Annotated in this window: 19 protein-coding genes and 5 pseudogenes; 10 read left to right on the forward strand and 14 right to left on the reverse strand. The window is 70.5% G+C overall.

What is annotated here, in order from left to right; genetic code table 11:
• Positions 1-194 precede the first annotated feature (194 nt).
• Positions 195-4,280 carry an endo-alpha-N-acetylgalactosaminidase family protein gene (locus tag ABS735_RS17290; protein ID WP_373905274.1) on the forward strand — a complete coding sequence of 1,362 codons (4,086 nt, stop codon included), beginning with the start codon at positions 195-197 and terminating at the stop codon, positions 4,278-4,280.
• Here the strand turns inward: ABS735_RS17290 and ABS735_RS17295 are convergent.
• From ABS735_RS17295 to ABS735_RS17310, 4 genes and pseudogenes are all read right to left on the reverse strand, one after another.
• Positions 4,214-4,496 (reverse strand): annotated as a pseudogene (locus ABS735_RS17295) (hypothetical protein); the annotation flags it as partial. The gene ABS735_RS17290 and the pseudogene ABS735_RS17295 sit on opposite strands and share 67 nt — an antisense overlap.
• A gap of 63 nt (positions 4,497-4,559) precedes the next feature.
• Positions 4,560-4,892, reverse strand: a pseudogene (locus ABS735_RS17300) (NUDIX domain-containing protein); the annotation flags it as partial.
• A gap of 183 nt (positions 4,893-5,075) precedes the next feature.
• The gene (locus ABS735_RS17305) at positions 5,076-6,938 is read right to left on the reverse strand and encodes an ABC transporter ATP-binding protein (RefSeq protein ID WP_373906191.1); all 1,863 of its coding nucleotides are present in this window, start codon (positions 6,936-6,938) and stop codon (positions 5,076-5,078) included.
• A 525-nt stretch (positions 6,939-7,463) separates the two neighbouring features.
• Positions 7,464-7,637 (reverse strand): hypothetical protein, encoded by a 174-nt coding sequence (locus tag ABS735_RS17310; protein ID WP_373905273.1) that lies wholly within the window; start codon positions 7,635-7,637, stop codon positions 7,464-7,466.
• 461 nt (positions 7,638-8,098) lie between these two features.
• Between ABS735_RS17310 and ABS735_RS17315 the strand changes: the two genes are divergently transcribed.
• Positions 8,099-9,598: a family 43 glycosylhydrolase gene (locus tag ABS735_RS17315; protein ID WP_373905272.1), complete on the forward strand. Its 1,500-nt coding sequence runs from the start codon at positions 8,099-8,101 to the stop codon at positions 9,596-9,598.
• A gap of 530 nt (positions 9,599-10,128) precedes the next feature.
• On the opposite strand, the pseudogene ABS735_RS17320 reads toward ABS735_RS17315, so the two are convergent.
• Positions 10,129-10,449, reverse strand: a pseudogene (locus ABS735_RS17320) (5-methyltetrahydropteroyltriglutamate--homocysteine S-methyltransferase); the annotation flags it as partial.
• 123 nt (positions 10,450-10,572) lie between these two features.
• Between ABS735_RS17320 and ABS735_RS17325 the strand changes: the two are divergent.
• Positions 10,573-10,704 (forward strand): annotated as a pseudogene (locus ABS735_RS17325) (diaminopimelate decarboxylase); the annotation flags it as partial.
• On the opposite strand, the gene ABS735_RS17330 reads toward ABS735_RS17325, so the two are convergent.
• From ABS735_RS17330 to ABS735_RS17345, 4 genes are all read right to left on the reverse strand, one after another.
• A complete protein-coding gene (locus tag ABS735_RS17330; protein ID WP_373905271.1) occupies positions 10,704-11,723 on the reverse strand; it encodes a cytochrome d ubiquinol oxidase subunit II in 1,020 nt (339 codons plus the stop codon). The pseudogene ABS735_RS17325 and the gene ABS735_RS17330 sit on opposite strands and share 1 nt — an antisense overlap.
• Positions 11,724-11,862: 139 nt before the next feature.
• Positions 11,863-13,278, reverse strand: coding sequence for a cytochrome ubiquinol oxidase subunit I (locus ABS735_RS17335; protein WP_373906190.1), 1,416 nt, complete (start codon positions 13,276-13,278; stop codon positions 11,863-11,865).
• 285 nt (positions 13,279-13,563) lie between these two features.
• The gene (locus ABS735_RS17340) at positions 13,564-14,121 is read right to left on the reverse strand and encodes a DUF3291 domain-containing protein (protein ID WP_373905269.1); all 558 of its coding nucleotides are present in this window, start codon (positions 14,119-14,121) and stop codon (positions 13,564-13,566) included.
• 277 nt (positions 14,122-14,398) lie between these two features.
• Positions 14,399-14,767, reverse strand: coding sequence for a VOC family protein (locus tag ABS735_RS17345; RefSeq protein WP_373905268.1), 369 nt, complete (start codon positions 14,765-14,767; stop codon positions 14,399-14,401).
• 63 nt (positions 14,768-14,830) lie between these two features.
• Here ABS735_RS17345 and ABS735_RS17350 point away from each other — a divergent pair, with 63 nt between their 5' ends.
• Positions 14,831-15,289: a MarR family winged helix-turn-helix transcriptional regulator gene (locus tag ABS735_RS17350; protein ID WP_373905267.1), complete on the forward strand. Its 459-nt coding sequence runs from the start codon at positions 14,831-14,833 to the stop codon at positions 15,287-15,289.
• A gap of 52 nt (positions 15,290-15,341) precedes the next feature.
• Here ABS735_RS17350 and ABS735_RS17355 read toward each other — a convergent pair whose 3' ends face one another.
• Entirely contained in the window at positions 15,342-15,665 is a 324-nt protein-coding gene (locus tag ABS735_RS17355) for a helix-turn-helix transcriptional regulator (protein ID WP_373905266.1), read from the reverse strand.
• Between the two features lie 477 nt (positions 15,666-16,142).
• Between ABS735_RS17355 and ABS735_RS17360 the strand changes: the two genes are divergently transcribed.
• From ABS735_RS17360 to ABS735_RS17370, 3 genes are read left to right on the forward strand one after another with little or no spacing between them, the layout of a single operon-like run.
• Entirely contained in the window at positions 16,143-16,433 is a 291-nt protein-coding gene (locus ABS735_RS17360) for an MFS transporter (RefSeq protein WP_373905265.1), read from the forward strand.
• A gap of 14 nt (positions 16,434-16,447) precedes the next feature.
• The gene (locus ABS735_RS17365; protein WP_373905264.1) at positions 16,448-16,954 is read left to right on the forward strand and encodes an MFS transporter; all 507 of its coding nucleotides are present in this window, start codon (positions 16,448-16,450) and stop codon (positions 16,952-16,954) included.
• Positions 16,954-18,435, forward strand: a complete 1,482-nt coding sequence (locus ABS735_RS17370) for a beta-propeller fold lactonase family protein (RefSeq protein WP_373905263.1) — start codon at positions 16,954-16,956, stop codon at positions 18,433-18,435. Before ABS735_RS17365 ends, ABS735_RS17370 begins: the two co-directional genes overlap by 1 nt.
• Positions 18,436-18,625: 190 nt before the next feature.
• On the opposite strand, the gene ABS735_RS17375 is transcribed toward ABS735_RS17370, so the two are convergent.
• From ABS735_RS17375 to ABS735_RS17390, 4 genes and pseudogenes are all read right to left on the reverse strand, one after another.
• Complete coding sequence (locus ABS735_RS17375) at positions 18,626-19,315, reverse strand: GntR family transcriptional regulator (protein WP_373905262.1); 690 nt, start codon at positions 19,313-19,315, stop codon at positions 18,626-18,628.
• A gap of 90 nt (positions 19,316-19,405) precedes the next feature.
• Positions 19,406-20,329, reverse strand: a pseudogene (locus ABS735_RS17380) (cytochrome P450 family protein); the annotation flags it as partial.
• Positions 20,281-20,826 carry a hypothetical protein gene (locus ABS735_RS17385; RefSeq protein ID WP_373906232.1) on the reverse strand — a complete coding sequence of 182 codons (546 nt, stop codon included), beginning with the start codon at positions 20,824-20,826 and terminating at the stop codon, positions 20,281-20,283. The pseudogene ABS735_RS17380 and the gene ABS735_RS17385, both read right to left, overlap by 49 nt.
• A 178-nt stretch (positions 20,827-21,004) precedes the next feature.
• A complete protein-coding gene (locus tag ABS735_RS17390) occupies positions 21,005-21,712 on the reverse strand; it encodes a GntR family transcriptional regulator (RefSeq protein ID WP_373905261.1) in 708 nt (235 codons plus the stop codon).
• Between the two features lie 122 nt (positions 21,713-21,834).
• On the opposite strand from ABS735_RS17390, the gene ABS735_RS17395 reads away from it, so the two are divergent.
• The 3 genes from ABS735_RS17395 to ABS735_RS17405 are packed head-to-tail and all read left to right on the forward strand — an operon-like array spanning position 21,835 to position 25,451.
• On the forward strand, positions 21,835-22,314 hold the full coding sequence (locus ABS735_RS17395) for a MaoC family dehydratase (protein WP_373905260.1): 480 nt from the start codon (positions 21,835-21,837) through the stop codon (positions 22,312-22,314).
• Positions 22,315-22,341: 27 nt separating this feature from the next.
• Entirely contained in the window at positions 22,342-24,288 is a 1,947-nt protein-coding gene (locus tag ABS735_RS17400; RefSeq protein WP_373905259.1) for an AMP-binding protein, read from the forward strand.
• A complete protein-coding gene (locus tag ABS735_RS17405) occupies positions 24,288-25,451 on the forward strand; it encodes an acyl-CoA dehydrogenase family protein (RefSeq protein WP_373905258.1) in 1,164 nt (387 codons plus the stop codon). The genes ABS735_RS17400 and ABS735_RS17405 overlap by 1 nt, the downstream gene beginning before the upstream one ends.
• The last annotated feature ends 118 nt before the right edge of the window (positions 25,452-25,569 follow it).

Here is a 25,569-nt window from a genome sequence, read left to right on the forward strand (position 1 = left end):
GTGGCCGACCGGTTTCCGGGGACGGCCGGCGGCGGCGCGGAAACTGCGATGCGCCGGAACTGCAGACCTCTGGCATCGATAACCCCCGTACTAGAAGCGTCCACTGTCTTCTAGTGTTATCGCTGCCATTCCCTAGAGTCGCCTCCGCTCCGACGAAGCAGATCCCCTCCGCAGGCATCCGATAGGTGGAGTTCATGACCTCACGCTCGTCCCGAAAGCGCCTGTATCCACCCGTCATCAGACCCGGCGCGGCGGCCTCGGTCGCCCTGCTGCTCTCCCTGGGCCTGGTGCCGGCCGCCGCCATACCCGCCTACGCACAGGCCGGCGAGACCACGGCGTCGGAATCCGGCGCGCCCGGCGACACCGCCTGGAGCCCCGTCACTCCGCCGGCCCCGGACCACCCGGCCACCGGCGTCAAGCTCTCCCGCGCGGGACTGACCGTCACGGTGGCCAAGGAGTTCCCCCAGGTCATCTCGTACGACCTGAACGGCAGGACCATGGACGGCAGGGCGGCGGTCCTGGACTCGTTCACGATCAACGGCACGGCGCACAAGGCCACCACGACGTCCAGGGCGAGCCGCGACAAGGCCACCTACACGTCCACCTTCGCCGACCTGCCCGGCCTCACCATCACCTCCTCCCTGACGGTGACCGACGGGCACAGCGTGGTCTTCGCCGTGGAGAAGATCTCCGGCAGCGCCGCCGCCACCGTCGACCAGCTGGCGATCCCCGGCCAGTCCCTCGTGTCCGTCGACTCCGGCGACCGCGGGGCACAGCTCGCCCGCACCAAGATCTCGGCCGACTCCACGACGACCGCCGACCGGTTCATCGACATCACCGGCGCCACCGCCCCGGACGCGGCACCGTCGGGCACCCCCTACGGCTTCGTCAGCAACGCCGAACTGGCCGCGGGGCTCATCACGAACGCCACCGACGACTCGGCCCAGGCCAACAACGACAACGGCAACACCCGGCTGCAGTCACGGATCGTGGACGCCGGCGGCGGCGCCCGCCGCGCCGAACTCTCCGTCGGCAACTACACCTACGCCGCCAAGGGCGCCGAGGACGCCCGCGTGGCCCGGTACGAGCTGCCGAAGACCACGGTCGTACTCGCGGCCGACGCCAACGGCGACGGCCAGGTCGACTGGCAGGACGGCGCCATCGCCCAACGCGCCGCCACCACCCGTCCCCTGGGCGCCGACCGGGTGCCCGAACGAGTCGTCCAGCACATCCCGTTCAACTTCGCCAGCCAGGCCACCAACCCGTTCCTGAAGACCCTCGACAACGTCAAGCGGATCTCCATGGCGACGGACGACCTCGGCCAGTGGGTCCTGGAGAAGGGCTACGCCAGCGAGGGCCACGACTCGGCCCACCCCGACTACGGCGGCAACGAGAACGTGAGGGCGGGCGGCCGCGCCGACCTCAACCGGCTCATCCGCGACGGCGACCGCTACAACGCCGACTTCGCCGTCCACGTCAACGTCACCGAGGCGTACCCCCAGGCGAAGAACTTCAGCGAGGTCCTCATCAAGGGCCAGGCGAACGGATGGGACTGGCTCAACCAGTCCTACCAGATCGACCAGCGCACCGACCTGGGCACCGGCGCGGTCCTGGACCGCTTCCGGCAGCTGCGCAAGGACTACCCGCAGCTCAAGGGCGTCTACATCGACGTCTACTACTCCAGCGGCTGGCTCGCCGACGAACTCGCCTCCGAGCTGCGCAAGATGGGCTTCGAAGTCGCCACCGAGTGGGCCTACAAGTTCGAGGGCGACTCCGTCTGGTCGCACTGGGCGAGCGACAAGAACTACGGCGGCGCCACCAACAAGGGCATCAACAGCAACATCGTGCGGTTCCTCGCCAACGGCGACCGCGACGTGTGGAACGTCGACCCGCTGCTCGGCGGCTCCAGCATCAAGGAGTTCGAGGGCTGGACCGGCCAGGACGACTGGAACACCTTCTACCGCACCATCTGGACCGACAACCTGCCCACCAAGTTCCTCCAGCACTACGACGTGCTGGACTGGGACTTCGGCAAGAGCGCCCGCCTCACCGGCGGCGTGACGGTCACCAAAACCGACGGGCAGCGCCGCGTCACCATGGGCGACGCGACCGTCCTCCAGGGCGACACCTACCTGCTGCCCTGGGACGACACCCAGAACCGCGACGGCGCCACGTCGCCCAGCAGCGCCGACAAGATGTACCACTACAGCGCGTCCGGCGGCACCCACACCTTCGACCTCACGAAACAGTTCGCCGGCACACGGAACTTCACCCTCTACAAGCTCACCGACCAGGGCCGGGTGAAGACCGCCCGCGTGACGGCGCACGACGGCCGCGTGACCCTGACCGCCGACAAGGACACCCCCTACGTCCTCGTGCCCGACGGAGGCAAGGCACCGCAGCCCGTGCCCCGGTACGGCGCCGGGACCGGCCTGACCGACCCGGGCTTCAACGCCGGCGACCTCAAGGCCTGGAACCCGCGCGGCGGAGCCGAGACGGCGCGCGCCGAAAACGGGGACAACGTCGCCCGTCTCGGCACCGGCGCGTCCGGCGTCTCCCAGAAGGTCACCGGCCTCACTCCCGGCAAGCGCTACACCCTGAGCGCCGACGTGGAGATCGCCGCGGGCCACCGCCGCGCGACCACCCTCCGCGTCACCCACGGCGGCACGACGGCCGAGAAGACCTTCGACACCACACCGGCCCGCAACACGATGGCGTCGGACGAGAAACGCGACACCTACGCGCAGCGCGCCTCCGTCGCCTTCACCGCGCCCCGCGGCGGCACGGCCACCGTGTCCCTGGCCGCCGCGGCCGGAGACGCCGCGGTCGTCCTCGACGACGTACGGGTCATGGCCGACACCACGAAGCCGCTGCCGCGATCCGGCGGAGTGGTGGCTCAGGACGACTTCGAGGGCAACCAGCCCGGCTGGGGACCGTTCGTGAAGGGCGACGCGGGCGGCGTCACCGACCCGCGCACCAGCATCAGCGACCTGCACGAGCCCTACAGCCAGAAATCCTGGAAGAACACCTACCGGCCCTACGACACCGGAACCCTCAAGGGCAAGGCGGTCGACGACGTCGTCGGCGGCAGGCATTCGCTGAAGTCCCACAGCGAGAACAGCGGGCTCGTCTACCGCACGGTGCCGGCCACCGTGCCGTTCACCGCGGGCCACAAGTACGCGGTGTCCTTCACCTACCAGACCAACCTGGAGGACCAGTGGGCCTGGGTCACGGGCGCGGACACCGTCGGCGACGGCAAGGTCGTGTCGAAGGACATCACCCGCGAGACGTTCGCTCCCGCCCTGGACACCGCGACCTACTCGAAGGAGATCGTCGCCGGCTGCGGTGACACCTGGGTCGGCCTGCGCAGGACCGGCAGCGCCTCCGGCACGGACTTCGTCCTCGACGACTTCCGGGTCACCGACCTCGGCCCGGTGGAGGGCGGCCCGGCCTGCGCCGGCGTCACCACCCCCGCCGGCACCGACCTCAGCCCGGGAGTGCCCGGCGAGTACACGACCGGCTTCACCAACAACGAGCAGAGCGACGCGACGAACGTCGCCCTGACCATGGAGGGCCTGCCCGCCGGCTGGAAGGCGGAGGTGAAGGAGAAGGACGGCAACGTCTTCGACACCGTCGAGCCCGGCCGGACCGTCACCACGACCTGGCTGCTCACACCCCCGGTGGGCGCCGCCGGCACCACGGCCACGTGGCGGACCACGGCCGTCTACGACAACGCCGGCGCCACGAAGACCGTCGCGGCGGGCTCCAGGGCCGCGGTCTCGGACGTCCCCCTCCTCTCACCCGGTTCCATGACGGCGTCCGCCGACTCGGAGAACCGCTCCTCGGGGGCGGGGGAGGGCCCGGTGTCGAACGTCCTCGACGGTGCCGCGGACACCATCTGGCACACCGACTACACGGAAGCGAACGCCCCCTACCCGCACTGGGTGACGCTCAAGCTGGGCGCGGAGGCCACGGTCGACGGCTTCGGCTACCTCGGACGGCAGAGCGGCGGGCAGAACGGCCGGGTCAAGGACTACGAGGTCGCCGTCTCGGACGACGGCACCCACTGGACGACCGTCACGCGTGGAGCCCTCGTGGACTCGGCGGTCATGCAGCGGAGCACCTTCGACCCGGTGCGCGCGACCTACGTCAGGTTCACGGCGCTGAACGCGCTCAACGGCCAACCGTTCGCCGCGGCCGCCGAGATGCGCGTCTACGGCACGCCCGTGGACCTTCCCACCGGGTACCCGCCGGCGACGCGCCCGGACGGGCAGCCGTAGACCGAGAGGACCGGAAGCACCCTCCCCGGGCCGCGACGGCGGGGCCCGGGGAGGGCTTTTCCGTAGTGCGACCCGGACGAGGCAGACACCCGGCCGGTGCGCAGTCCCCACTCCGCCGCGAGAAAGCCGCCCAGCAGGGAGCCGAGCGAGGCCCGCCCCCATGCCGACGAACGCGATCGTCGCGGCCACGCGGCCCTGCATCCCGTCGGGAGTGACGCCGGTAACCTCCTCGTCCTGCAAGGCGAGCCGGGGGTGCTGCTCGGGTACGAGGTAGAAGACGAAGCGGAAGTCGAAGTGCTGGTGTGCACCTTCGCCCTTGGCGGGATTGGCGTCGATGTCGTGGACGGCGATGTCGATCGGAGCGCCGGGGAACTGCGGACTCAGGCACAGGTCGCCCGGCCGGAGGCCGGTCTCCGCGCAGACTTCGCGCAGCGCCGCGGCCAGGAGCGTTCGGTCGTCCTCGACATGGCCGTCCGGGTTGAGGAGCAGCCCTGTGCCCCTGTGACCGATATGCAGAACGCGCTGTTCACGGTCGATGACCGCCGCGCTGCACGTGACGTGGCCGGGGAGCGTCGCACGGTCGGCCGGGTCGTCGGCGCCGGCCAGGACCACAGCAGCCCGGCGAGGGATCCCCGCTCGTGCGGATGCCGGGCCGGGTACGCCTCGGCGGTCGTGCGGATGGCGGAGCGGGTGAGCGACACGTCATCACCTCGGGACGGTGGAGGAAGGGCGGGAGGTCCGCGGCCGCTGGGGCGAGCGCTTCCAAGGGGCGCGCCGAGGTGGCGCCGGCGCCGCTCACGCGGGTGCCTCGTGCTTGTCACCGTCCGGTTCGGACGCGATCTGGTAGGACAGCAACTGCTGGAACAATCCAGGCTGTTGGGAGAGCTGGGCGTAGGTGCCCTCTTGAACGATCCTGCCTTCGTCGAGAACCACGATGCGGTCGGCGATGGCGACGTTGGTGATGCGGTGGGTCACCAGCAGCACCGCCCGGTCCCGGGCGAGGGTCCGCAGCCGCTGGAAGATGCGGTACTCGGCGCGGGGATCGAGGTTCGCGGTGGGCTCGTCGAGGACCAGCAGCCCGGCTTGGCGGAAGAACGCTCGAGCCAGGGCGATGCGCTGCCACTGCCCGCCGCTGAGTTCCTCCCCATTGAGCCACTCGCGCGCCAGGAGGGTGTCCAGGCCGGCACCGAGCTTGTCGACGACCTCGTCGGCGTCGGCCGCCTCGCACGCTTCGCGGACCGCCACGTCGCCGCGCGCTGTGGGCTGTCCCTGCGTCACGTTCTCGCGCACGGTCAGCGGCCAGTGCGCGTAGTCCTGCGGCACGAGGGCGACCTGCTTCCACAAGGCCTGCGGGTCGGCATCGCCCGTGGGGACGCCGTCCCACAGCACCTGCCCGTCGGTGGGCAGGTAGAGGCCGCTGACCAGCTTCGACAGCGTCGACTTGCCCGAGCCGTTGAAGCCCACCAGCGCGGTGACCTCACCGCGGCGCAGGGTGAGGGAGACGTCGGACAGAGCGTCGCGGTCCTTGCCGGCGTACCGGTGGGTGACCGACTTGACCTCGATCGCCTCCGGCGGCTCGGGGCGGTGCGGGCCCCGGCGCATGCGGAAGCCGCCGGCCTTGTCGAGGAAGCCGCTCCAGTCGTCCATGTACAGCCCGGTCCGTACGGCGCGTGCGCCGACGGCCACCAGGCCGCGGACCGATATGCCGACGGTCTGCAGGGCGAAGACGGCTGTGCCGGCATGTCCCACGGTGATCCGGCCGGTGGCGAGCAGCCACACGACCGCCGCCCACACCACCGCCGACCCCAGGCCTCCGCACATCGCGCCGACCAGGGACATCCGGGCGCCCCGGTCGGCCGCGGCCCGGTCCTCGCGGTTGATCCGGGCGACGGTGTGCCGGTACCGGCCGGAGAGGAAGTCGGCCATGGTGCCGGCGCGGATCTGGTCGGCGGCGTCCTTGGTGTAGATGTGCCAGCGCAGCACCGACAGCATCCGGTTGTCGCCGTTGCTGCGGAGGTTGGCCAGGTAGCGGACGCGCGCGGCGCTGACCTGGGCCAGGGCCTGCGGCAGGCTGGCTGCGACGAGGAGGGGGAGAAGGACCCAGTGCACGCCGGCCAGGACGATCGCCCCGGCGAGGAAGGCGGCGGCCGAGGCGATCAGGTCCTGTCCCTCGTTGATCAGGTCGCCGGTGACCTGGGCACCGCGGTCGGCGGCCTCGCGGTCGCGGTTGAAGTCGGGGTCGTCGTAGGCGCACAGCTCGACCTCGGCGCAGCCGGTGAGCAGCATCTGCTCGGCTTCGCGGGACATCAGCGGGCCCAGCCGGGAGGACAGCCAGTTCACGGTGATGCCGAGGAGCGCGCGCACGCCGGCGGCCCCGGCGAGCAGGGCGACGGACGGCCAGGCCTGAAGGAGCCGGTGGTAGACGTCTCCGTCCCGCAGGAGGGCGGTCAGGGTACCGGCGATGGCGACCAGTCCCAGGGCCTGCATCACGCCGGTGACGGCCTGACACAGCAGGAGGCCGACGGTCGCCCGGCGGTCGACGCGCCAGGCGAGAGCCAGCGAGCGGCGCACCAGCTGGGGCAGGCGTCGGGCCATGTCGCGCATCCGGATCGAGCGGCCGGCTGCCTCGCGGCTGCCGGTCAGGTCGACGTACCGCATCTGCGGCTCGAGAGCAGGCGCGGCCGCTGCGCCCGCCGGCGGCGGCACGGACGCGGAGGGCGCGGTGGCGGGCGCCGTGGGGGTGGTGCGCGGTCCCGGAACATTGTCGGCTGATGACGCATCGGTGGACTCACTCATGCAGCCCGCCCCGTGTCCGGACGTGCTGAGGTGAGCGTGCCGTCAACGCTGGGCCTGGCCACGCCGGGCCGCCGTTCGATTCCGGGAGGCTGCTGCAAGGGGGCGGGGGCAGGGCGCATGGCGTTCCTCCGTCTGGGCGTCGGTGGGGCACTGATGCTCTAAAAACGCGCTGGATCCGGTCCCGTCACGGTCCGATAGGGGACATGTGGCGAACGCAAGTTCTAATGCCGGGGGCGAGGCGTGCGGGCTCTGGGCCGTCGGTACTGAAACTCGTTCGATCGGGGCGAATCACTCCCGTGGGGGGTTGCGGACAGCTCCGCCCCGGCCGCAGGGGGTGTTGCGGGCGGCCTTGGGTGGTCGATCGGGTCAGGAAGAGGCCGGGGTGGGTCAGCTGTCGAGGACGGTGAAGGCGACGGAGGGAAAGCGGTGGCCGTTGACCTGGAGGGCGAGGGAGTAGGAGCCCGGGGAGAACTTCCAGCGTGCGGTCGAGTGAAGCGGGTGCGCCTTGGCGAGCCGCAGTGTCTGGCCCGGCTCGGCTGTGGCGCTACGTAGGAAGGACACCTTTTCGCGTGGTCGGCCTTTCGGCCCCGTTGTGGTGATCGTGATCATCACGTGAACCTGGGCGGTCGCAGTGGTGGTGAGAGCGGCGGACAAGTTCAAGGTGTCGCCCTCGCGGGTGGGTCGGCCGGCGGCGATGTCACCAAGGTGGTTGGCCACGGAGGTGCGGCCGTAGAGGTGGGCGTCGTCGTAGAGGTGCTCGAGGACGGGCAGGCCCGCATCGACGGGGCGCGTGCTTGGCGGGGCCCAGGGCAGCAGGGGCCGGGTGGCCTCGCCTGCCGGGCGTAATACGTGGATCGCGACGTTGCGATGGCTGCCTCCTCGGCATATGCCGCTCGCCTGCGCTCCGTTGACACCCTGAGAGGCCTTTCCCTACCGTGTCACCTCACTGTTACATCGTTGTAAGTGCCTGCGCGTCACGCTTCCCCAGCCACGGGAAGCCCTCCTGACCCAAGGAGCTGTCCATGCGTGCCACCCCCACATCCGGCGCATCCGGCACATTCGGCCGGGGCCCGGCCTCGCACCGTACGGTCGCCGTGCTGGCCGCCCTCCTGGCTGTCCTGGCCGGCCTGTTGTCCGTGTCGGCGACCGCCGCGGCGGACACCGACGCCGCGCCCGTGCGAGCCGCCGCGGCGGGCACCTTCCGCAATCCGCTCAACAGCGGGCCCGACCCGTTCATGACGCACTGGAAGGGCGCCTACTACCTCACCACGACCCAGGGCGACAGCATCAAGATGTGGCGTTCCCCCTCCCTGGGCACCCTGCTGACCGCGGACCCGGTCACGGTGTGGACCGACGCCGACCCGTCCCGCAACCGCAACATCTGGGCTCCGGAGTTCTACCGCTTCGGCGACCGCTGGTACCTCTACTACACGGCCGACGACGGCGTCGACGACCACCACCGGTTGTACGTCCTGGAGTCCGAACGCGACGACCCCGCCGGCCCGTACCACTTCAAGGCCAAGCTCGCCCCGCCCAACCACGCCGACGACTTCGCGATCGACGCGGGCATCCTCCAGCTCGGCGGCAGGCTCTACCTCGCCTACAGCGGTATCAACCAGTACCAGCACAACGGGCTCAACATCGCCCCGATGTCCAACCCCTACACTGTCTCCGGCGACGCGGTCGCGATCAACGCCGCGGGCGGCTGCCCCGAGGTACGGGAGGGACCCGAGTTCCTCTACCGCAACAGCCGGGTCTGGATGACATACTCCACCTGCGACACGGGCAAGCCGGACTACCAAGTCTGGATGATGTCGATGCCGCTGAACGCCGACCCGCTGGTGCCGGGGAACTGGCAGCAGCACCAGGGCGCGGTGTTCTCCCGGGCCGACGACCGAGGCGTGTTCGGGCCGGGCCACCATGCCTTCTTCACGTCCCCCGACGGGAGTGAGGACTGGATCGTCTACCACGCCAAGACCACGTCGGCCTACACCTACGACAACCGCACCACGCGGGCGCAGAAGTTCACCTGGCGGGCCGACGGCAGCCCCGACTTCGGCCGTCCGCTGGCGATGGGCGCCACTCAGGACCTGCCCTCGGGCGATCCCGGCTCGAGCAACTACTGGATCAACGACGACGGCCGTTCCAGCGGTCCCGGCGGCGTCACCTACACCGGCGCCTGGAACTCCGGCACCGGCTGCGCCACCCAGTGCTTCTGGGGCGACGACCACTGGAGCGACCGGGCCGGCAACACGGCCACCTTCTCCTTCACAGGCACCCGAGTCGCCCTTCTCTCGGTCAAGGACACCGGCAACGGCTACGCGGCCGTCAGCATCGACGGCGGGCCCGAGCAGCGGGTGGACTTCCACAACTCGATCCGTGTCGGTGAAGCGGTGCAGTACGTCAGTCCGCGGCTGGCGAACGGCAGCCACACCCTGCGGATCAGGGTGACGGGGGAGCACGGCTCCCAGTCCGGGGCGTCCTTCGTGAGCATCGACCGAGCCGAGGTCTACACGAACTGATTAGCGCCACCCGGCCGACCGACTCGCGGGCGCCGCTCCCCGCCCTCCCCCGGGGCGAGTCGGTGGTGGGCGTGGAGCCGCGGCATGCAGGCGTGCGCCACCACCTTGCTCGGGCACCCGATCCAGCCAACACCCGCACATGGCAGAGGTGTACGCGCCCCACCTCAGCGCTCGGCTGACGATCCATTGGCCGACGGCCCTGGTCGACCGGGCCGGTCCGGCCGCCCCGCCGCCCACGTCGCTGACGAAATGGGCATTTTCCGCACCACAGCGTTCAAGTGGGTCCAGCGCTGGTGCACGGAAGGTGACGCGTGTCTGTACGACCGCGCCAGCCGACCACAGACGACACCAGTCTGCGCATGGCCGGCAGACTCTCGAATTCGCGGGACATGGCAAGCATGGGCTTGCCGTCCACGAACACCTGTCGCGGTTTGCCGCGCACTGATGGGCCGCCGTCCTGCCTTGGTCGTGGCGGTGCTCTCGGAAGGGGCCGGGACACCCGGGGGTGTCCCGGCCCCTGCCTTCTTGGGTCAGGAGGTGGGCAGCTCGCTTCGGACGGTGCGGGCGGCGGCGACAAGGTTCTCCAGGGAGGCCCGGGTCTCGGGCCAGGCGCGGGTCTTCAGGCCACAGTCGGGATTGACCCACAGTCGCTCGGCGGGGATGGCCTTGAGGCCGGTCCGCAGGAGGTCCGCGGCCTCGTCAGCGCTCGGCACGCGCGGGGAGTGGATGTCGTAGACCCCCGGTCCGGCCTCGCGGGGGTAGCCGTGGGCGGCGAGTTCCCGGGCGACCTGCATGTGGGAGCGGGCGGCCTCCAGGCTGATGACGTCGGCGTCGAGGTCGTCGATGACCTGTGGAGCACCGATGGCGTCGTACGGCTGCCCGCCGACGACCGGTACGCGGAACGGCTGGCCGTCGCGGTGCGCCACGGGTCGGAGGTCCTCGGGTCGCTCTGGGCCGCCGCCGCCGCCGACGGCGACGACGACCGCCCGACGTACGCGGACCACGTCGCCGAGCTCCGCACCGCCGTACCCGGCCTCTTCGACGGCCACTACGCCCTGATCACCGAATTCGGCCGTTCCCTGCTCGCCAAGAGCGGCGCCATCGGCTAGGAGGGTGAGGAGTCGGGCCCGGCGGCAGGTGCGCGCCGTTGGAAGGTGGCGTACAGCAGCCACAGCGAGGGGACGAGCAGGAGGGCTCCGGCGGCCAGTACCACCAGGCAGGCCGCCAGGACCGCGGCGTCCGAGGCGGCCTGCTCGACCGTCGTTCCGCCGACCAGCATCGCGGGGTACTGGGCCGCGCCCCACGCCCACAGGATCGCGGCAACCGCCAGCGCCGAGGCGGGACGGGCCAGCACGAAGTGGTCGCGGTGCAGCAGGGCGAGGCCGAGGAGACCGGCGACGATGCTCAGGACGACGAGCGGCAGCGCGCGATGGGTCAGACCGTGGAAGAGTTCGGGGGCGTCGGCGTGCAACACGGCGATCCCGGCGCCCGCGACGGCGCCACTGACCAGACCGCTGATGACGGCACGCCGGGCGAAGACCGAGGCGAGCGCCCGCTCGCCGTCGCGGGCGGCGTCGGCACACAGGTACACCGCGGCGAGATGTGCGCAGGTGGTGACCGCCAGGACGCCGCCGAGGGCGGACGTGGGGTTGAGCCAGCTGGTGATCACGTTGCCGGCGGCCAGGCCCGGCGGTACCCGTCCGGAAGCGACCGCCCCGGCGACAGCGCCGAGGAAGAACGGCGTGACCAGGGAGGACAGAGCGAAGAACGCCCCGAAAAGCCGCTGCTGCCACAGCTCGGTGCTCGCCTTGCGGAAGGCGAAGGCGGCCCCGCGCGCGATGATGCCCAGGGCGGCGAGCGTCAGCGGCAGGTAGAGCGTGGACATGACGGCGGCGAACACGGGGGAGAACGCGGACCACAGCAGCACGATCACGAAGATGAGCCACACGTGGTTGGCTTCCCAGATGGGGCCGATGCTGTGCTCGATCAGACGGCGCTGGGGCAGCCCGCGCCGGGATCCGCCGGCGAGCAGGTCCCACACGCCGGCCCCGAAGTCCGCCCCGCCGAACAGGGCGTAGCAGGTGAGGCCCACCCACATGACAGCAAGAGCCGTGTCTGCGAGCACGGTCACCTCCGGTGCTGGCCGACTGGGCGGCGCGAGAAGCGGTTCAGATGGTGGAAGCGGCGAGCGGGGGAGCGCCCCGGACGACGTGGACGACGTGGACGACGAGGGCGGCGCGGAGCTCCGGGAGGCCGTGCGCCGGTCATACGACGGGATAGCTCTCGACGTCCTGCTCCTGCGGTGCCAGGGGCACGGCAGTGCCCTTGGCGAGGCGGCGGAGCACATAGACCGTGGCGACGGTCATACCGGCATAGACGATCAGCACCAGCCACAGTCCGGTCATGAGGCCCGGCGCCGGGTTGACGGCATCACGCACGCTCATGATTCCCCAGACGATCCATGGCTGCCGGCCGAGTTCGGTGACGCACCAGCCGCTCTCCAGCGCGACCACCGAGGCCGGACCGCTGACCGCGGCAAACGTCAGAAACAGCCGGGACCCGCGCTGGTCGAGCAGTTCGCCCCGCGTCCGGCGCCCGCGCCACCAGGAGAGCAACAGCCAGGCACCCAGGGCCAGAAGGAACAATCCGATCCCCACCATGGTGTCGAACGCCCAGTGCACCCCCGTCACCGCCGGCCACTGGCTGCGTGGCACCTTGTCCAGGCCCTGGACGACGGTGCTGGGGGAGTAGCCGACCAGCAGGGAGAGGCCGTTGGGGATCTCCAGCCCGTAGTGCAGGGCATCGTCCCGTGCGATGCCGCCGAGGGTCAGCGGCACGTGGGAACCGGTGGTGAACACGCCCTCGATCGCCGCCAGTTTCGCCGGCTGGAACTCCGCCAGGAACCGTGCGGCCCAGTCCCCCACGACGAGCTGAAAGGGCGTCACCACCGCCCCCAGTGTGAAAGGGATGTAGAACCCCGCCTTGTGATAGGCGTCCCGGCGGCCCCGCAGTAGTGCGACCGCATAGACCGCGGCCGTCAGGAAGGACGCCACCATGAACGCGGCGAGGATCATGTGCACGGTCTGCGGCGGGCTCGCGGGATTGAGCATGGCGGCCCAAGGGTCCACGTCGACGACGTGCCCCTCGCGCAGCACGAATCCACGGGGCTGGTTCATCCATGCGTTGGCGCAGACCACGAAGAACGCCGAGGCGACGCCCGCCACCACGATCGGCAGCCCGGTGAGCAGGTGGCGTCGGGGCGGCAGCCGGTCCCAGGCGTACAGGTAGATGCCCAGGAAGATCGCCTCGATGAAGAAGGCGATGCCCTCCAGCGCGAAGGGCAGCCCGATGACCTGCCCGAACGTTCCCATCAGACCCGGCCACAGCAGCCCCATCTCGAAGCTGAGGATCGTGCCGGACACCGCGCCCACGGCAAAGAGCACGCCCATCGCACGAGCCCACCTGCGTGCCAGTAGCCGATGGGCAGGGTTTCCCGTACGGATGCCGTACCACTCGGCGATCAGCGTGAGCGCGGGCAGGCCCACACCGAGACACGCGACGACGATATGCCAGGCGAGGGAGAACCCCATCTGTGCCCGGGCTGCGGCGAGGTCCCCCTCGGACACCTTGTCCGCGGCCAGTACGGCGACCGGCCACGGCGTCGCGGCCAGATGATGCATGACGGCCACGCCTGCCTCCCAACAGTGAGCCATGCCCGGATCCGTAATGTATGCACCGGTTCGTTCCCCTTGAAGGTAGCGACACGGAGCCCTGAAGCCGCCCGCGCCACGCCTCGGTGGCCTCGTACCTCTACAGGGCGAGGAACTCGGCCTGCACGGGCCGGTTTGAAGACAACGAAGTCGTCGAAGATGTGCCCCCGGGCCGGTCGGCAACCGTGGGTGCCGAATCCCCCACCGCGACGAGCTGGTTCAACGGTTCGACGTGGCACCTCGCGACAAGCACCGTCAGCGAACCTGGTCGTTCTTCAGCCCGACGTCTTTGATGCTGGCTGGAGTTCCGTCCGGGGCGAACGAGTAGTGGAAGGTGAAGGCGTCGGGCGCGGAGTCGTGGTCGTGGAGGTGCTCCAGCCTGGAGACCCCGTCCTGCCAGGTGGGTATCACGCCGTCGGCGACCCACCAGAACACGTGACTCGGGTGCCCTGTCCTCTCGAACCAGTCGTAACGCCTGTTCAGCGCCTTACGGTGCAGACCGGTGTAGACGGCGTCGAAGGCGGAGCCCAGGTCGGTCCAGAGGGAGAGGGTCGCGGCCAGGGCCGTGGTGTCCGACGTACGGCCCTTGCCGTACCAGGCCGGTACGGTGAACTTTCCCCATGCGCCCCAGTCCGCCTCGAAGAGCACGCCCGGGGCGCCGTCTGCCACTTCGGCACGCGCGAGGTATCCGGGGTGCTGACTGAACTCCGGGTAGACGGCTTCACCAATGTCGTAGAACTCGCGCGTGAGGGGTGCGGGATGGGCGAGAGGCGACTTGAGGACGCCGAACGTGTACAGAGCGAGCTGGGGCATGCGTCTCTCCCTGGTCAGGATGCGCTGATCGTGGGCGGCCGCCGAAGGCCAGGTGAAGGTAGCTGCCTCCGCGGTCCATGTCCACGTTGCGCTTTTCCGGTCCAAGTGGCCTCTGGTACAGGTGCCCTGGCCGGGCGACGCCGACGAGAAGAGCATCCCGCGTGGTCGGGGTGAGGCTGCTGGCGGACCACTGCCAAGCCGAGGTCTTCCGGACGAGCGGGCTGGAAACCTCGTCCTCGGAAGACCTCGACCTCGGCCTCCACCCGCTACCCGGGCATCAGGCGCGGTCGTGGAGAGTGACGTGGTAGCCGTCAGGGTCGGTGAAGGTGAAGGTCCGGCCGAAGGGGCCGTCGATCGGTGCGGAGACGATGGCGTGTCCGTCGGCGACGAGAGCGTCGTGGATGGCCTGGACGCCGGTGGCGTGGAGCCAGATCGCGGCACCGATGCCGGGCTGGGCGACGGACGCCAGATCGGTGCCGGGCACGACCTCGCGGACTGCGAACGCGATCGGCTTCGTCTCGAAGACCACGGCGTGCGGAGGTCCGGCCTGCGGTCGGACGAGGCCGAGGTACTGCTCGTAGAACGCCTGCGAAGCGTCGAGGTCGCGTACCTGGAGCGAGATGAAGTCGGGGCCGGTGGCGGGCATGGTGATGCTCCTCTTCTTCGTGTCAGGTTACTGACACAGGTCAATCTATGTCAGAATACTGACATGAGTCAAAACGATGCCGGCGTCGACCTGGACAAATCACTGGGCTACCTGCTGAAGGAGGCTTCGAGCGCCCTGCGCGCGGCGATGGAGGAGGTGCTGAGGCCACTCGGGATGAGCGTGACGCACTACTCCTGCCTCGAGTTGCTGGCCCAACGGCCGGGCTTGTCGAACTCCGAGCTTGCGCGTGGCGCGTTCGTGACACGGCAGACGATGAACGTGCTGCTCCAGACCCTGGAGCGAGACGGCTACGTGACCAGGCCCGCGGAGGCGCCGCGCGGGAAGGTTCTTCCCGCGCGGCTCACGCCGCGCGGCCGACGGAGTCTGGAGAAGGCGACCGTGGCGGTCCGGTCCGTCGAGGTCAGAATGCTGGCCGGCATGACCGAGGCCGAGCAGTCAAGCGCGTTCCGCAGCCTGCAGAGCATGATTCGTTCCCTGCGCGACGGCAACGACGGTGCATAGCCCGTCCGCCGGCGCACGTCTCGCCGCACCCCGCCTGGAGTGCGGCCGAGCGTCAAGCATGCGTACGGGAGAGCGTGATCATCCTCTTGAGCCGGTGTGGCGCGTCGGTAAGTGCCCGGGATCGTGCCGTACTGGCGTTTGAAAGCGTGGTGAAGGCGTACGGCGAGGTGTACCCGACCCGCTGGGCGATCGTGTTGACGGATGTTTCACAGGTCCGCAGGAGCCGGGCTGCTGTGGTCCTCCTCCACCAGGTCGGATAGGTCAGCGGCGGCCGCCCGACCAGGTGGGTGGCGCGCCAGGTGAGGGAGTGGTGGCGGCCTCGGGAGTCGGCCTCGGGGAAGTCGGCGAAGGTGAAGGCCCGGGTGTGCGGTTTCACGGCGGCCCAGTGCGCGAGGTGATCGGTGAGCAGGGCGTCTGCGGGGGCTCTTCTTCGGACATGCTACGGCTCCAGTGGGTGAGGCACATGGGGGAGTTCCGAGAGGAAGCAGAGGAAGCAGAGGAAGCAGAGGAAGCAGAGGAAGGGCAACCGCCAGACGCAGTTGGGGGATGGGGGCCTCCGAGAGAGGGAAAGGAAACATAATATATGTTGACCTCGGTAGGGCTAGGTTCGGTCGATTCGATCCAGGGAATGACCGAAAACTCGTCAGCTTCCCTCGACCTCAATCACGAGCGGTGCTCGGAATGAGCGGCGGCGGGCTGCCATCCCGCCCAGTTCACCCACCCACACCGGCAGGCGAGGGCCTGGCCCCCGCACATGGCCGTTCGTCGCGGCGCCAGCGGGCCGAAAACAGTGGATCCGCGCCCTGACCCCGTGCCCCGGGCGGGCGGCCCCCATCCACACGAGGAGCCGGCCTTGGGCCGCACACGCCTTGCCACACTGCTTGTCCTGGTCGCCGGGTTCGTCACCACCCTCGACAACACCGTCATCAATGTCGCGCTGCCCACCGCCCAGAGCGAACTGGGCCTCTCCGTCGTCGGCTTGGAGTGGGTGGCCAGCAGCTGCGCCCTCACGTTCGGCGCGTTCCTGCTGCCCGGCGGACGGCTGAGCGACCTGCTCGGACGGCGCCGCGTCCTCGCCGCCGGTCTCGCCGCTTCACCGCGGCCTCGGCCGCCGCGGCCCTCGCCGAAAGCGGCGGGGCGCTGATCGCGGCCCGCGCCGTGCAGGGCTCGGGTGCCGCTCTTGTCATTCCGGCGACACTCGCCGTCGTCGCCGCGGACCTGCCCGAGCGACGCCGCGCGCCGGCCATCGGCCTGTGGACGGCGACTGTCGCCGTGGCACTTGCCTCGGGCCCCGCCGTCGGCGGCCTCGTCACCCAGCCCTGGGGCTGGAGCTGGGTGTTCCTGCTGAACGTGCCGTTCGGCGCGCTGGCCCTCGCGCTCACCGCGGCCGTTCCTGCCCCACGCGAGCGACCGCCGTCCGGCCTGCTCACCCGGCTGGACCTCCCGGGCGTGGTGCTGTCGACGCTGGCTCCGCTGCTGCTCACCTACGGACTCGTACGAGGTGGCGAGCATTCGTTCCTCGCCCCGCCTGTGCCGCACTGCCTGGCGGGCGCGGCCCTGTGCGTACTCGCCCTGCTGGTCACCGAGCGCCGGACGCCGCAGCCTTTGATGGACCTGGACCTGCTGCGTACGCGGTCCCTCGGCGCGGGGCGCTCGCCCAGGTGATGTGGGGCATCGGCGTCAACGCGACCGCGCTGGCCGCCTCGGCCGTGACTGCGCTGGCCGCCACCGTCGGGCTGGTCCCGTCCAGTGCGGCCGGTGCGCCGTCCGCCGGGACGACCGCCACCGGGGCGGCGGCCTCCGCGTCCGGTTCCGTCCCGGGCCGCTTCCTGCTCGTCGGCGGCACGGGCACCGGCAACATCGGCGTCTTCGGTGTCGCGGGCGACGGCACGCTGTCCAAGGCGCCGGGCTCGCCCTTCGCCGGGGACACGGGCTTCGCGATCGTCGTCTCCCCCGACGGCAAGAGGGCCTACGTCGCCAGTCTCTCGAAGAAGTCGGTCAAGGGGTACGCGATCGGCGCCGACGGTGCCCTGACCGAGATCCCCGGCGCCTACGCCGAGTACGACGCGGCGGTGGTGGGGGTGGCCTTCTCCCCGGACGGTTCGAGACTGTTCGCCACGGTTGGCGGCGAGGAGAGCGGCACCGTCCAGACCCTCGCGGTCGGCTCGACGGGTGCCCTGACGAAGACCGGCGCCCCGGCCACGATCCCCGGGACGAGCTTCCTCAGCCAACCCGTCGTCTCCGCGGACGGGCGCTTCGTGTACGCGACCAGCTTCACGTCGAACACCGTGACCGCCTTCCGGATCGGCGCCGACGGCTCCCCGACCCGGATCGGGGAACCGCTCGCCACCGGCAAGGGCCCGGCCCTGCCGAACATCACGCCCGACGGCCGCTTCCTGTACGCGACCAACGAACAGGGCGCCAACACCTCGGGCTACGCCATCGCCGAGGACGGCACGCTCACCCCGACCCCCGGCTCCCCCTACGCGACCGGCGACCTGCCGCACGGCGGAGCGGTGACCCCGGACTCGAAGCGCATGTACCTCCCCGAGGCCGGCAGCAACAAGATCGCCGGCTTCTCGATCGCCGGCGACGGTGCGCTGACCCCGCTCTCCGGCTCGCCCTACCCGGGCCCGGCCTTCAGCATGCCCGGCCGCGTCGTGCACAGCCCGGACGCGAAACGGCTCTTCCTGATCGACGTGCTGCAGTTGGGCCTGTCCGCCAGGGTGCACACCTACGACGTCGACGAGACCGACGGCAGGGTGGCGCCGACCGGTCAGCGGGCGGTGGACTCCGGGGTGTTCTTCGCGGACGGGCCGTCCAGCGTGATCACCCCGAACCAGGGGCCGGTCGCCGAGGTGGACACCGTCGACACCCCGGACCTGACCGGCGTCTTCTCCGCCTCCGACTCCAGCGACTCCGACGGTTCCGTGGTCAGCTACCACTGGGACTTCGGCGACGGCACCATCAGGACGACCAGGACGCCCGAGACCAGCCACACGTTCACCAAGGCCGGGTCGCGGACGGTCACGGTCACCGTCACGGACAACGAGGGCTGTTCCAGCACCCGGGTCTTCAACGGCCAGGTCGTTTCCTGCAACGGCGGCGAGAAGTCCCGCGCCGCGACGCGGGTCGACATCGGCTGACGGGAACCGTTCGACGGGTGACGCCTCCCCGCTCCTCACCCGAAGTCGATGAAATGCAGCTGTTCCCCCGTCTTGCAGCGACGGGGGAACAGCTCCATTCACTCGGAGGAATTTCCCCCTTCGTTCACGATTCAATCGTGAATTCGGGCGGAGAGGTCGAGTCGCGGCGTCCGGCGGAGGCGCGAGCCGCTCAGGAGGCCTCTTCGTCCGAGTCCTGCCACAGACCGCGGGCCTCCAGCATCTCGATGAGGTGATCCGCGCTGTCCAGGGTGTGCTGTTCCATCAGCGACCGGGCCACGCGAGAGCTGCGCCGGCGCAGGGCCTCGACGATGAGCGGGTGCTCCTCGCGGATGGCGGCCGCACGGCCCTCGATTCTGCTGTAGAAGCGGTTCGGCAGGTGCTTGACGACGGAGCGGAGCAGGAGGGCCAGGCGCTGGGAGTCGGCGGCGAGGTTGATCAGCCGGTGGAAGGCGTGGCCGTGTTCGGCCATGGCTTCCTCGTCGCCGGCCTGGGCGGCGTCGTCCTGCTGCTTGATGATGCTGTCCAGCTCGTCGAGCTGCTCCGGGGTGATCTTCTGCGCCGCACGGGCCGCCAGCTCGCCGCTGAGCCGGGCCTGCACCCAGAAGAGGTCGCGCACGTCCTGCCGGGAGAAGGCGGTGACGACGAAGCCGCGGCGCGGGACCAGCTCGATGAAGCCCTCGCTGCTCAGGGAGAGGAGACCCTCCCGCACGGGGGTGTTGCTCACCCCGACGGCCTCGGCGATGGGCTCCATGCGCAGGAACTCACCCGGCCGTACCCGACCGGAGATGATCAGCTCGCGAACGTAGCTCGCCACCTCCTCGGAGAGCTGCTGCCGCCTGGAGTCGCGGTCGCGCGCCATGGATGGTCCCGTCCCCACTGTCAGCCTGATGCCTCAGCCAACATCATATAGCGCGGGCCTCCCGCTGTCGGCGGCACGGAACGGGGCCGCTCAGCCGCGTGATCGCAGCGACGGAGTGGGCGTGAACACCACCGGCAGTGCCGTCAGCCCGCGCAGCCACGGGGACGGGCGCCGCGTCAGGGACTCGGCCGGAACCGCCAGGTCGATGTCCGGCAGCCGGTCCAGGATCACCTCGATGGCCGTTCCCGCCATGACCTCCGCGATCTCCTGTGCGCGGAAGGGGCAGCGGTGCGCGCCGTGGCTGAAGGAGAAGTGCGCGTTGTTGCCGCCGTGCTGCGCGGCCCCCGGAGTCCGTACGTGGGGGCCCTGGTTGGCACCCTGGAGGCCGAGCAGCAGCAGGTCGCCGGCGCGGATGTGCCTGCCGCCCAGGTACGTGTCGCGCGATGCCCAGCGGCCGGACCAGATCTGCAGTGGCGTGTCCTCCCACAGGACCTCGGTCATGGCGTCCGTGACACTGCTGCGGCCGCCGAACAGGGAGGCCTCGAAGCGCGCGTCGGTGAGCATGAGCCGCAGCGAGTTGCCGATCCAGTCGGCGGTCGACTGATGGGCCACGACCGCGATCTCCAGAACGGCCTCCAGCACTTCCTGCTCGGTGAGGTCGCCGCTCTGCGCGACCATCCACGTGACCATGTCGTCCGCCGAACGCGTCCTGCGGGCGTCCATGAGTTCGGTGGTGGAGGCGATCAGGTGCGTCAGGCCGTCGTTCGCCCGCTCCTGGCCGTCCATCAGGTCATTGAGCGCGGTCACCAGGCCCGGCCCCTGCTCGTCGGGAAAACCGCACAGAACCGACACGACCCGCATCGGGAGCTGCATCGCGTAGTCGGCGACGAGGTCCGCCTCGCCGGAGCCGCACACCGCGTCGATCAGCTCGTCGGCCAGCCGCTCGGTCTGACGCCGCAGCTCGGTCAGGCCGACGCTGCCCAGCGCCCCGGAGGACAGCGCGGACCGCTGCCGCCGGCTCCCGGCGCTCGGTGCGCCGTGATCCGGGCGAACTCGGCGGACATGCGCTCGCGTTCGACGAGCAACTCCCCGGTGAGGGCGGAGCGTTCGGACGTCATCGCGTCGGCGAGTTCGGCGCGCTCCCGGTCGAGCTCCTCGCCGACGCGGGCGCGTTCCCGCGCGAACTCCTCCAGCAGCCGGTGGCGCTCCCGGGTGGACTCCTCGACGCCCCGCCGCTGATCCCTGAGCAGACGGGCCACGTCCTGCCGCGCACTCTCCAGGCGGCGGCGGGTCAGCCGCGCCGAGAGGATGCCGTGCACGGCCAGGGCGACCGCGGCGCACAGCACCAGGGCGGCCGCGCCACCGGCCAGGGCCAGCGGGACCCTGACCTCGCTCGGCGCCGCCCAGACCGCCGCGGTCGTGGCCAGGCAGCCCAGCGCCGCGGTGACGGGCACGGAGAGAGCGGCGGTGCGAAGAGGAGTGCGTTCGCCGGCCGGGAGGGGAGCGGTCATGGAGGCTGTCCTCGATCGGTGTCGGAGGGCGCGATCGGGCGCGAGGCGAGCGCACGGAAGCTGCGTCGGCCACACCCGCCCTCTTGAGTGAACACTATATATAATGTGGCCTACTTGATGCCCCTCCCGGTCGAATCACCGGCGAATCCGCAGCCGCGCACCGCCGACACGCAGCCGATCAGGACGAGTCCCCCTGTGCGAGCCACAGGCCGCGGTCCTCGAGCACCTCGATCAGCCGGTCGGCGCCCGTCAGGATGTGGTGGCGCATGAGCTCCCCGGCGTGGCGGGAATCGTGCCGGCGCAGGGCGTCGAGAAGCTCGGGGTGCTCGGTCCGGGTCGCGGCGACCTGCCCTTCGATCGCGGCGTAGAAGCGGTTCGGCAGATGGCGGACGGCGGAGCGGAGCAGCAGGGCGAGGCGGCCCGCGTCCGCCGCGAGGTTGATCTCCCGGTGGAAGACGTGCCCGAGGTCGGCGATGCGCTGCTCCGCGCGGGCGTCGACGGCCGTCTGGTAGTCGACGAGCACGGTGTCCAGCCGGGCGATCCGCTCCGGTGTGATCCGCCGCGCCGCCCGGTGGGCGAGCTGCGCGGACAACTGCGCCTGGACCCAGAAGAGATCGCGCACGTCCTGCCGGCTGAACGCCGAGACCGTGAAGCCCCGGTGCGGGACGAGCTGGACCAGTCCCTCGCTGCGCAGGATGAGCAGGCCCTCGCGGGCCGGTGTGCTGCTGACCCCGACGGCCTCGGCGATGCGCTCGACGCGCAGGAACGCGCCCGGCCGCAGCTCGCCCGAGAAGATCAGCTCGCGCACCCGGCTCGCCACCTCCATGGGCAGGGCCTGGCGTCCACCGGCCCGGTCCCGGTGCCATGTCGCGTCGTCGGTTGCCATGAGACCCTCCGTCACTGCCCGCGAGCGCCGCGCGCCCTCTGTGAGCTGCCGACCAGTCTTGCCTATGCATAATATATTTTGTATGTTCTCCTGGCTTGGTACTCACAGCGAAAGGGATTCCCATGGCCGGCCTTTACTTCGAGGAGTTCGAGCCCGGTGCCGTCATCGAGCACGCCACACGGCGCACGGTGACCGAGACCGACAACGTCCTGTTCAGCACCCTCACGCTGAACCTGGCGCCGCTCCACCTCGACGCGGAGTACAGCAAGAACAGCATCCACGGCCAGCGACTGGTGAACAGCCTGTTCATTCTCGGTCTGGTCTCGGGCATCACCGTCCCGGAGACGACCCAGGGCACCACGCTGGGCAACCTGGGCTTCCAGGAGATCAAGTTCCCCAAGCCGGTCTTCCACGGCGACACGATCCACGTCCGTACCGAGATCGTCGACAAGCGTGAGTCCAAGAGCCGCGACGACTCCGGGATCGTCACCTTCCGCCACCTCGGCATCAACCAGCGTGACGAGGTCGTCTGCGACGCGCGCCGAGTCGGCCTGATGCTCAAGCGGTCCGCCGCCGAGAAGGCGGCGTCCGCCGCCTCTTGAGGGCGCGGCCCGCAGAGAGGAGCCGGTATGCGAAACACGAGTCCGTTCGGCAGGCCGCCCCACCCCGTCTGGGTGCCCGGGGAGGCCGAGCGCGAGCGCAGCCGCTTGCTCACCGCCATGCGGAGCTGGGGCTACGACACCATGGAGGACCTGCACCGGGCATCCGTCGAGGACCCGGAGTGGTTCTGGCGGGCCGTGGTGGAGGACCTCGACATCACCTTCACGGAGCCGTTCGAGCGGGTCCTGGACGACGGCGACGGCAAGCCGTTCCCGCGCTGGTTCACCGGAGGGACCCTCAACGCGGCCCACGTGTGCTCCCACCGCCATGCGAGGGGGCCGCTCGCCGGGAAGACCGCCGTGGTCTACGAGGGCGACGGCGGCCAGCGGCGAACCCTGACCTACGCGCAGCTCGACTCCGCGGTACGGCGCTTCGCCGCACACCTCACCGGCCTGGGCGTCACGCGCGGGGACCGGGTCGTGCTCTTCCTCCCGGTCGTCCCCGAGGCGACCGTCGCCTTCCTGGCCTGCGCCATGATCGGCGCCATCTCGGTTCCCGCCTTCACCGGGTACGGGGCCGAGGCGCTCGCGACCCGGCTGCGGGACTCGGAGGCGGTGCTCCTGGTCACCGCCGACGGCACCACCCGGCGCGGCAAGCGCGTGCCGCTCAAGCAGACTGCCGACGAGGCGCTCGCCACCGCGCCCACGGTCAGGCACACCGTGGTGGTCCGCCACCTCGCCGACGGCGTCGACATGCGTGCGGGCCGGGACGTCTACTGGGACGAACTGGAGCCGGCCCCGGCGCCGGTCGAGACGGTCGCCACCGACCCCAACGACCCGCTGACCATCGTCTACACCTCGGGCACCACCGGTGCGCCCAAGGGCATCGTGCACTCCCACGGGGGTCTGGCGGTCAAGGCCGCCACGGACTTCGGCTACGGGTTCGACGTGCACGGCGACGACGTCATCGCCTGGATCAGCGACATGGGCTGGCTGGTGGGCCCGCTGATGATCATGGGCGGTCTGCAGCTCGGCGCCACCGTCGTGTTCACCGAGGGGGTGCCCAACCACCCCGGCGAGAAGCGGCTCTGGGAGATCGTGGACCGCAACGGCGTCACCGTGCAGGGCGTCGCCCCCACGGCCATGCGCGCCGTCATGGCCGCCAGTGACGGGACCTTCGGCGACCTCACGAGCCTGCGGGCGTTCGTCTCCACCGGCGAGGCGTGGGACGAGCCGACCTGGCGCTGGCTGTTCGAGACCGTCGGCGAGGGCCGACGGCCGATCATCAACTACAGCGGCGGCACCGAGGTGGGCGGCGGCCTGCTCAACAGCTACCCGTTCCTGCCCATGGCACCGGCCTCGTTCAACGGGCCGCTGCCCGGAGTCGACCTCGCGGTCCTGGACCAGGACGGAAAGCCCGCCGTCGGCGAGATCGGCGAGCTGGCGGTGCTCAACACCTTCCCGGGCATGACCCATGCCTTCTGGCAGGACCGCGAGCGCTACCTGGAGACCTACTGGGACCGCTGGGACGGCGTCTGGGTGCACGGCGACCTCGCGGGCGTCGACGAGGACGGAACCTGGCGGATCCACGGCCGCTCCGACGACACCATCAAGGTGTCCGGCCGCCGGGTGGGCCCGGCCGAGATCGAGGCGGCGCTGCTGAAGGACCGCAGGATCGTGGAGGCGGCCGTCATCGGCGTCCCGGACGAGCAGCGCGGGCAGCGCGTGGTGGCCTTCGTCGTCACCGGCGCCCCGGACGGAGACCTGGACGACGTCACCGCCACCGCGGTGCGCAACGTCGGCCGGTCCTTCGCCCCGACGCTGCACGTGGTGGCGACGCTGCCGAAGACCAAGAACGGCAAGATCATGCGCCGTGCCATCCGCGCTCGCCATCTCGGAGCCCCGACGGGCGACCTCTCGTCGCTCGACCCCCTGACCCCCTTGGACGACATTCCCGTCTACGAAGGAGAGCACTGATGGCCACGACCGACCCCGGCGACCTGGAGCTGATCCGGAAGTCGGTGCGCGAGCTGGCGCGCCGTTTCGACCTGGAGTACTGGCGGGAGAAGGACAAGAAGCACGAGTACCCCTGGGAGTTCGTCAAGGCGTTCGCCGACGGCGGCTGGCTCGGCGCGATGATCCCCGAGGAGTACGGCGGCCTGGGGCTCGGGGTGACCGAGTCGGCCGTCATGATGACGGAGATCGCCGAGTCCGGCGCCGGTATGAGCGGCGGTTCGGCCATCCACTTCTACGTCTTCCCGCCGGCCCCGATCCTGCGGTACGGCTCCGAGGAGATGAAGCGGAAGTACCTGCCCAAGCTGGCCAAGGGCGAGATCCTGATGGCCTTCGGCGTCACCGAGCCCACGGCCGGCGTGGACACCTCCCGCATCCGCACCAAGGCCGAGAAGGTCGACGGCGGCTGGGTGGTCAACGGTCAGAAGGTCTGGATCACCAACGCGCAGAACGCGCACAAGATCCTGCTGCTGGCCCGCACCTCCCCGCGTGACGAGAGCAAGCCGCTCGACGGCATGACCCTCTTCTTCACCGACCTCGACCGTTCGAGGATCACCGTTCGGGAGATCGACAAGCTCGGCCGTGCGGCGATCGATTCCAACGAGCTGTTCATCGACAACCTCGAGGTCGGCGACGACGAGGTGGTCGGCGAGGTCGGACAGGGCTTCCGCTATCTGATCGACGGCCTCAACCCCGAGCGCATCGTGGTGGGGATGGAGGGCATCGGTCTCGGCCGCGCCGCCCTCGACCTGGCGAGCACCTACGCCAACGAGCGCGTCGTGTTCAACCGGCCCATCGGCAAGAACCAGGCCGTCGCCCACCCGCTGGCCGACTCCTGGATCCGGCTGGAGGCGGCCGAGCTGGTCTGCCTGAACGCCGCCCGGCTCTTCGACGCGGAGCAGAACTGCGGCAAGGAGGCGGCGGCCGCCAAGTTCCTGGGTGCCGAGTCCGGCTTCCAGGCGTGCGACCGGGCGATGCAGACCCACGGCGGTTTCGCGTACGCGAAGGAGTACCACGTCGAGCGGCTGTGGCGGGAGGCGCGGCTGCTGCCCAACGCGCCGTTCTCGCAGGAGATGGTGCTCAACTACATCTCCACCAAGGCGCTCGGGCTGCCCAGGGCCTACTGACCGGGCGGGCCCGGGCGTCGCCCCGGGCGGCCTCCTGACCGGGACGACGGTCCGGTGCGAACCCGGGGGAGCACCACCCCGGGACGCGCCGGACGCGTCCGCGACCGCACGAGAACAC

Source organism: Streptomyces sp. MMCC 100, from assembly GCF_041538145.2.
GTDB lineage: Bacteria > Actinomycetota > Actinomycetes > Streptomycetales > Streptomycetaceae > Streptomyces.

Excerpts from the sequence above, each read along its gene's own strand:
- ABS735_RS17290 (WP_373905274.1), top strand. The coding sequence starts at position 195 with ATGACCTCACGCTCGTCCCGAAAGCGCCTGTATCCACCCGTCATCAGA.
- ABS735_RS17305 (WP_373906191.1), bottom strand. The coding sequence starts at position 6,938 with ATGCGGTACGTCGACCTGACCGGCAGCCGCGAGGCAGCCGGCCGCTCG.
- ABS735_RS17315 (WP_373905272.1), top strand. The coding sequence starts at position 8,099 with ATGCGTGCCACCCCCACATCCGGCGCATCCGGCACATTCGGCCGGGGC.
- ABS735_RS17335 (WP_373906190.1), bottom strand. The coding sequence starts at position 13,278 with ATGCATCATCTGGCCGCGACGCCGTGGCCGGTCGCCGTACTGGCCGCG.
- ABS735_RS17340 (WP_373905269.1), bottom strand. The coding sequence starts at position 14,121 with ATGCCCCAGCTCGCTCTGTACACGTTCGGCGTCCTCAAGTCGCCTCTC.
- ABS735_RS17345 (WP_373905268.1), bottom strand. The coding sequence starts at position 14,767 with ATGCCCGCCACCGGCCCCGACTTCATCTCGCTCCAGGTACGCGACCTC.
- ABS735_RS17350 (WP_373905267.1), top strand. The coding sequence starts at position 14,831 with ATGAGTCAAAACGATGCCGGCGTCGACCTGGACAAATCACTGGGCTAC.
- ABS735_RS17370 (WP_373905263.1), top strand. The coding sequence starts at position 16,954 with ATGTGGGGCATCGGCGTCAACGCGACCGCGCTGGCCGCCTCGGCCGTG.
- ABS735_RS17375 (WP_373905262.1), bottom strand. The coding sequence starts at position 19,315 with ATGGCGCGCGACCGCGACTCCAGGCGGCAGCAGCTCTCCGAGGAGGTG.
- ABS735_RS17385 (WP_373906232.1), bottom strand. The coding sequence starts at position 20,826 with ATGACCGCTCCCCTCCCGGCCGGCGAACGCACTCCTCTTCGCACCGCC.
- ABS735_RS17390 (WP_373905261.1), bottom strand. The coding sequence starts at position 21,712 with ATGGCAACCGACGACGCGACATGGCACCGGGACCGGGCCGGTGGACGC.
- ABS735_RS17395 (WP_373905260.1), top strand. The coding sequence starts at position 21,835 with ATGGCCGGCCTTTACTTCGAGGAGTTCGAGCCCGGTGCCGTCATCGAG.
- ABS735_RS17400 (WP_373905259.1), top strand. The coding sequence starts at position 22,342 with ATGCGAAACACGAGTCCGTTCGGCAGGCCGCCCCACCCCGTCTGGGTG.
- ABS735_RS17405 (WP_373905258.1), top strand. The coding sequence starts at position 24,288 with ATGGCCACGACCGACCCCGGCGACCTGGAGCTGATCCGGAAGTCGGTG.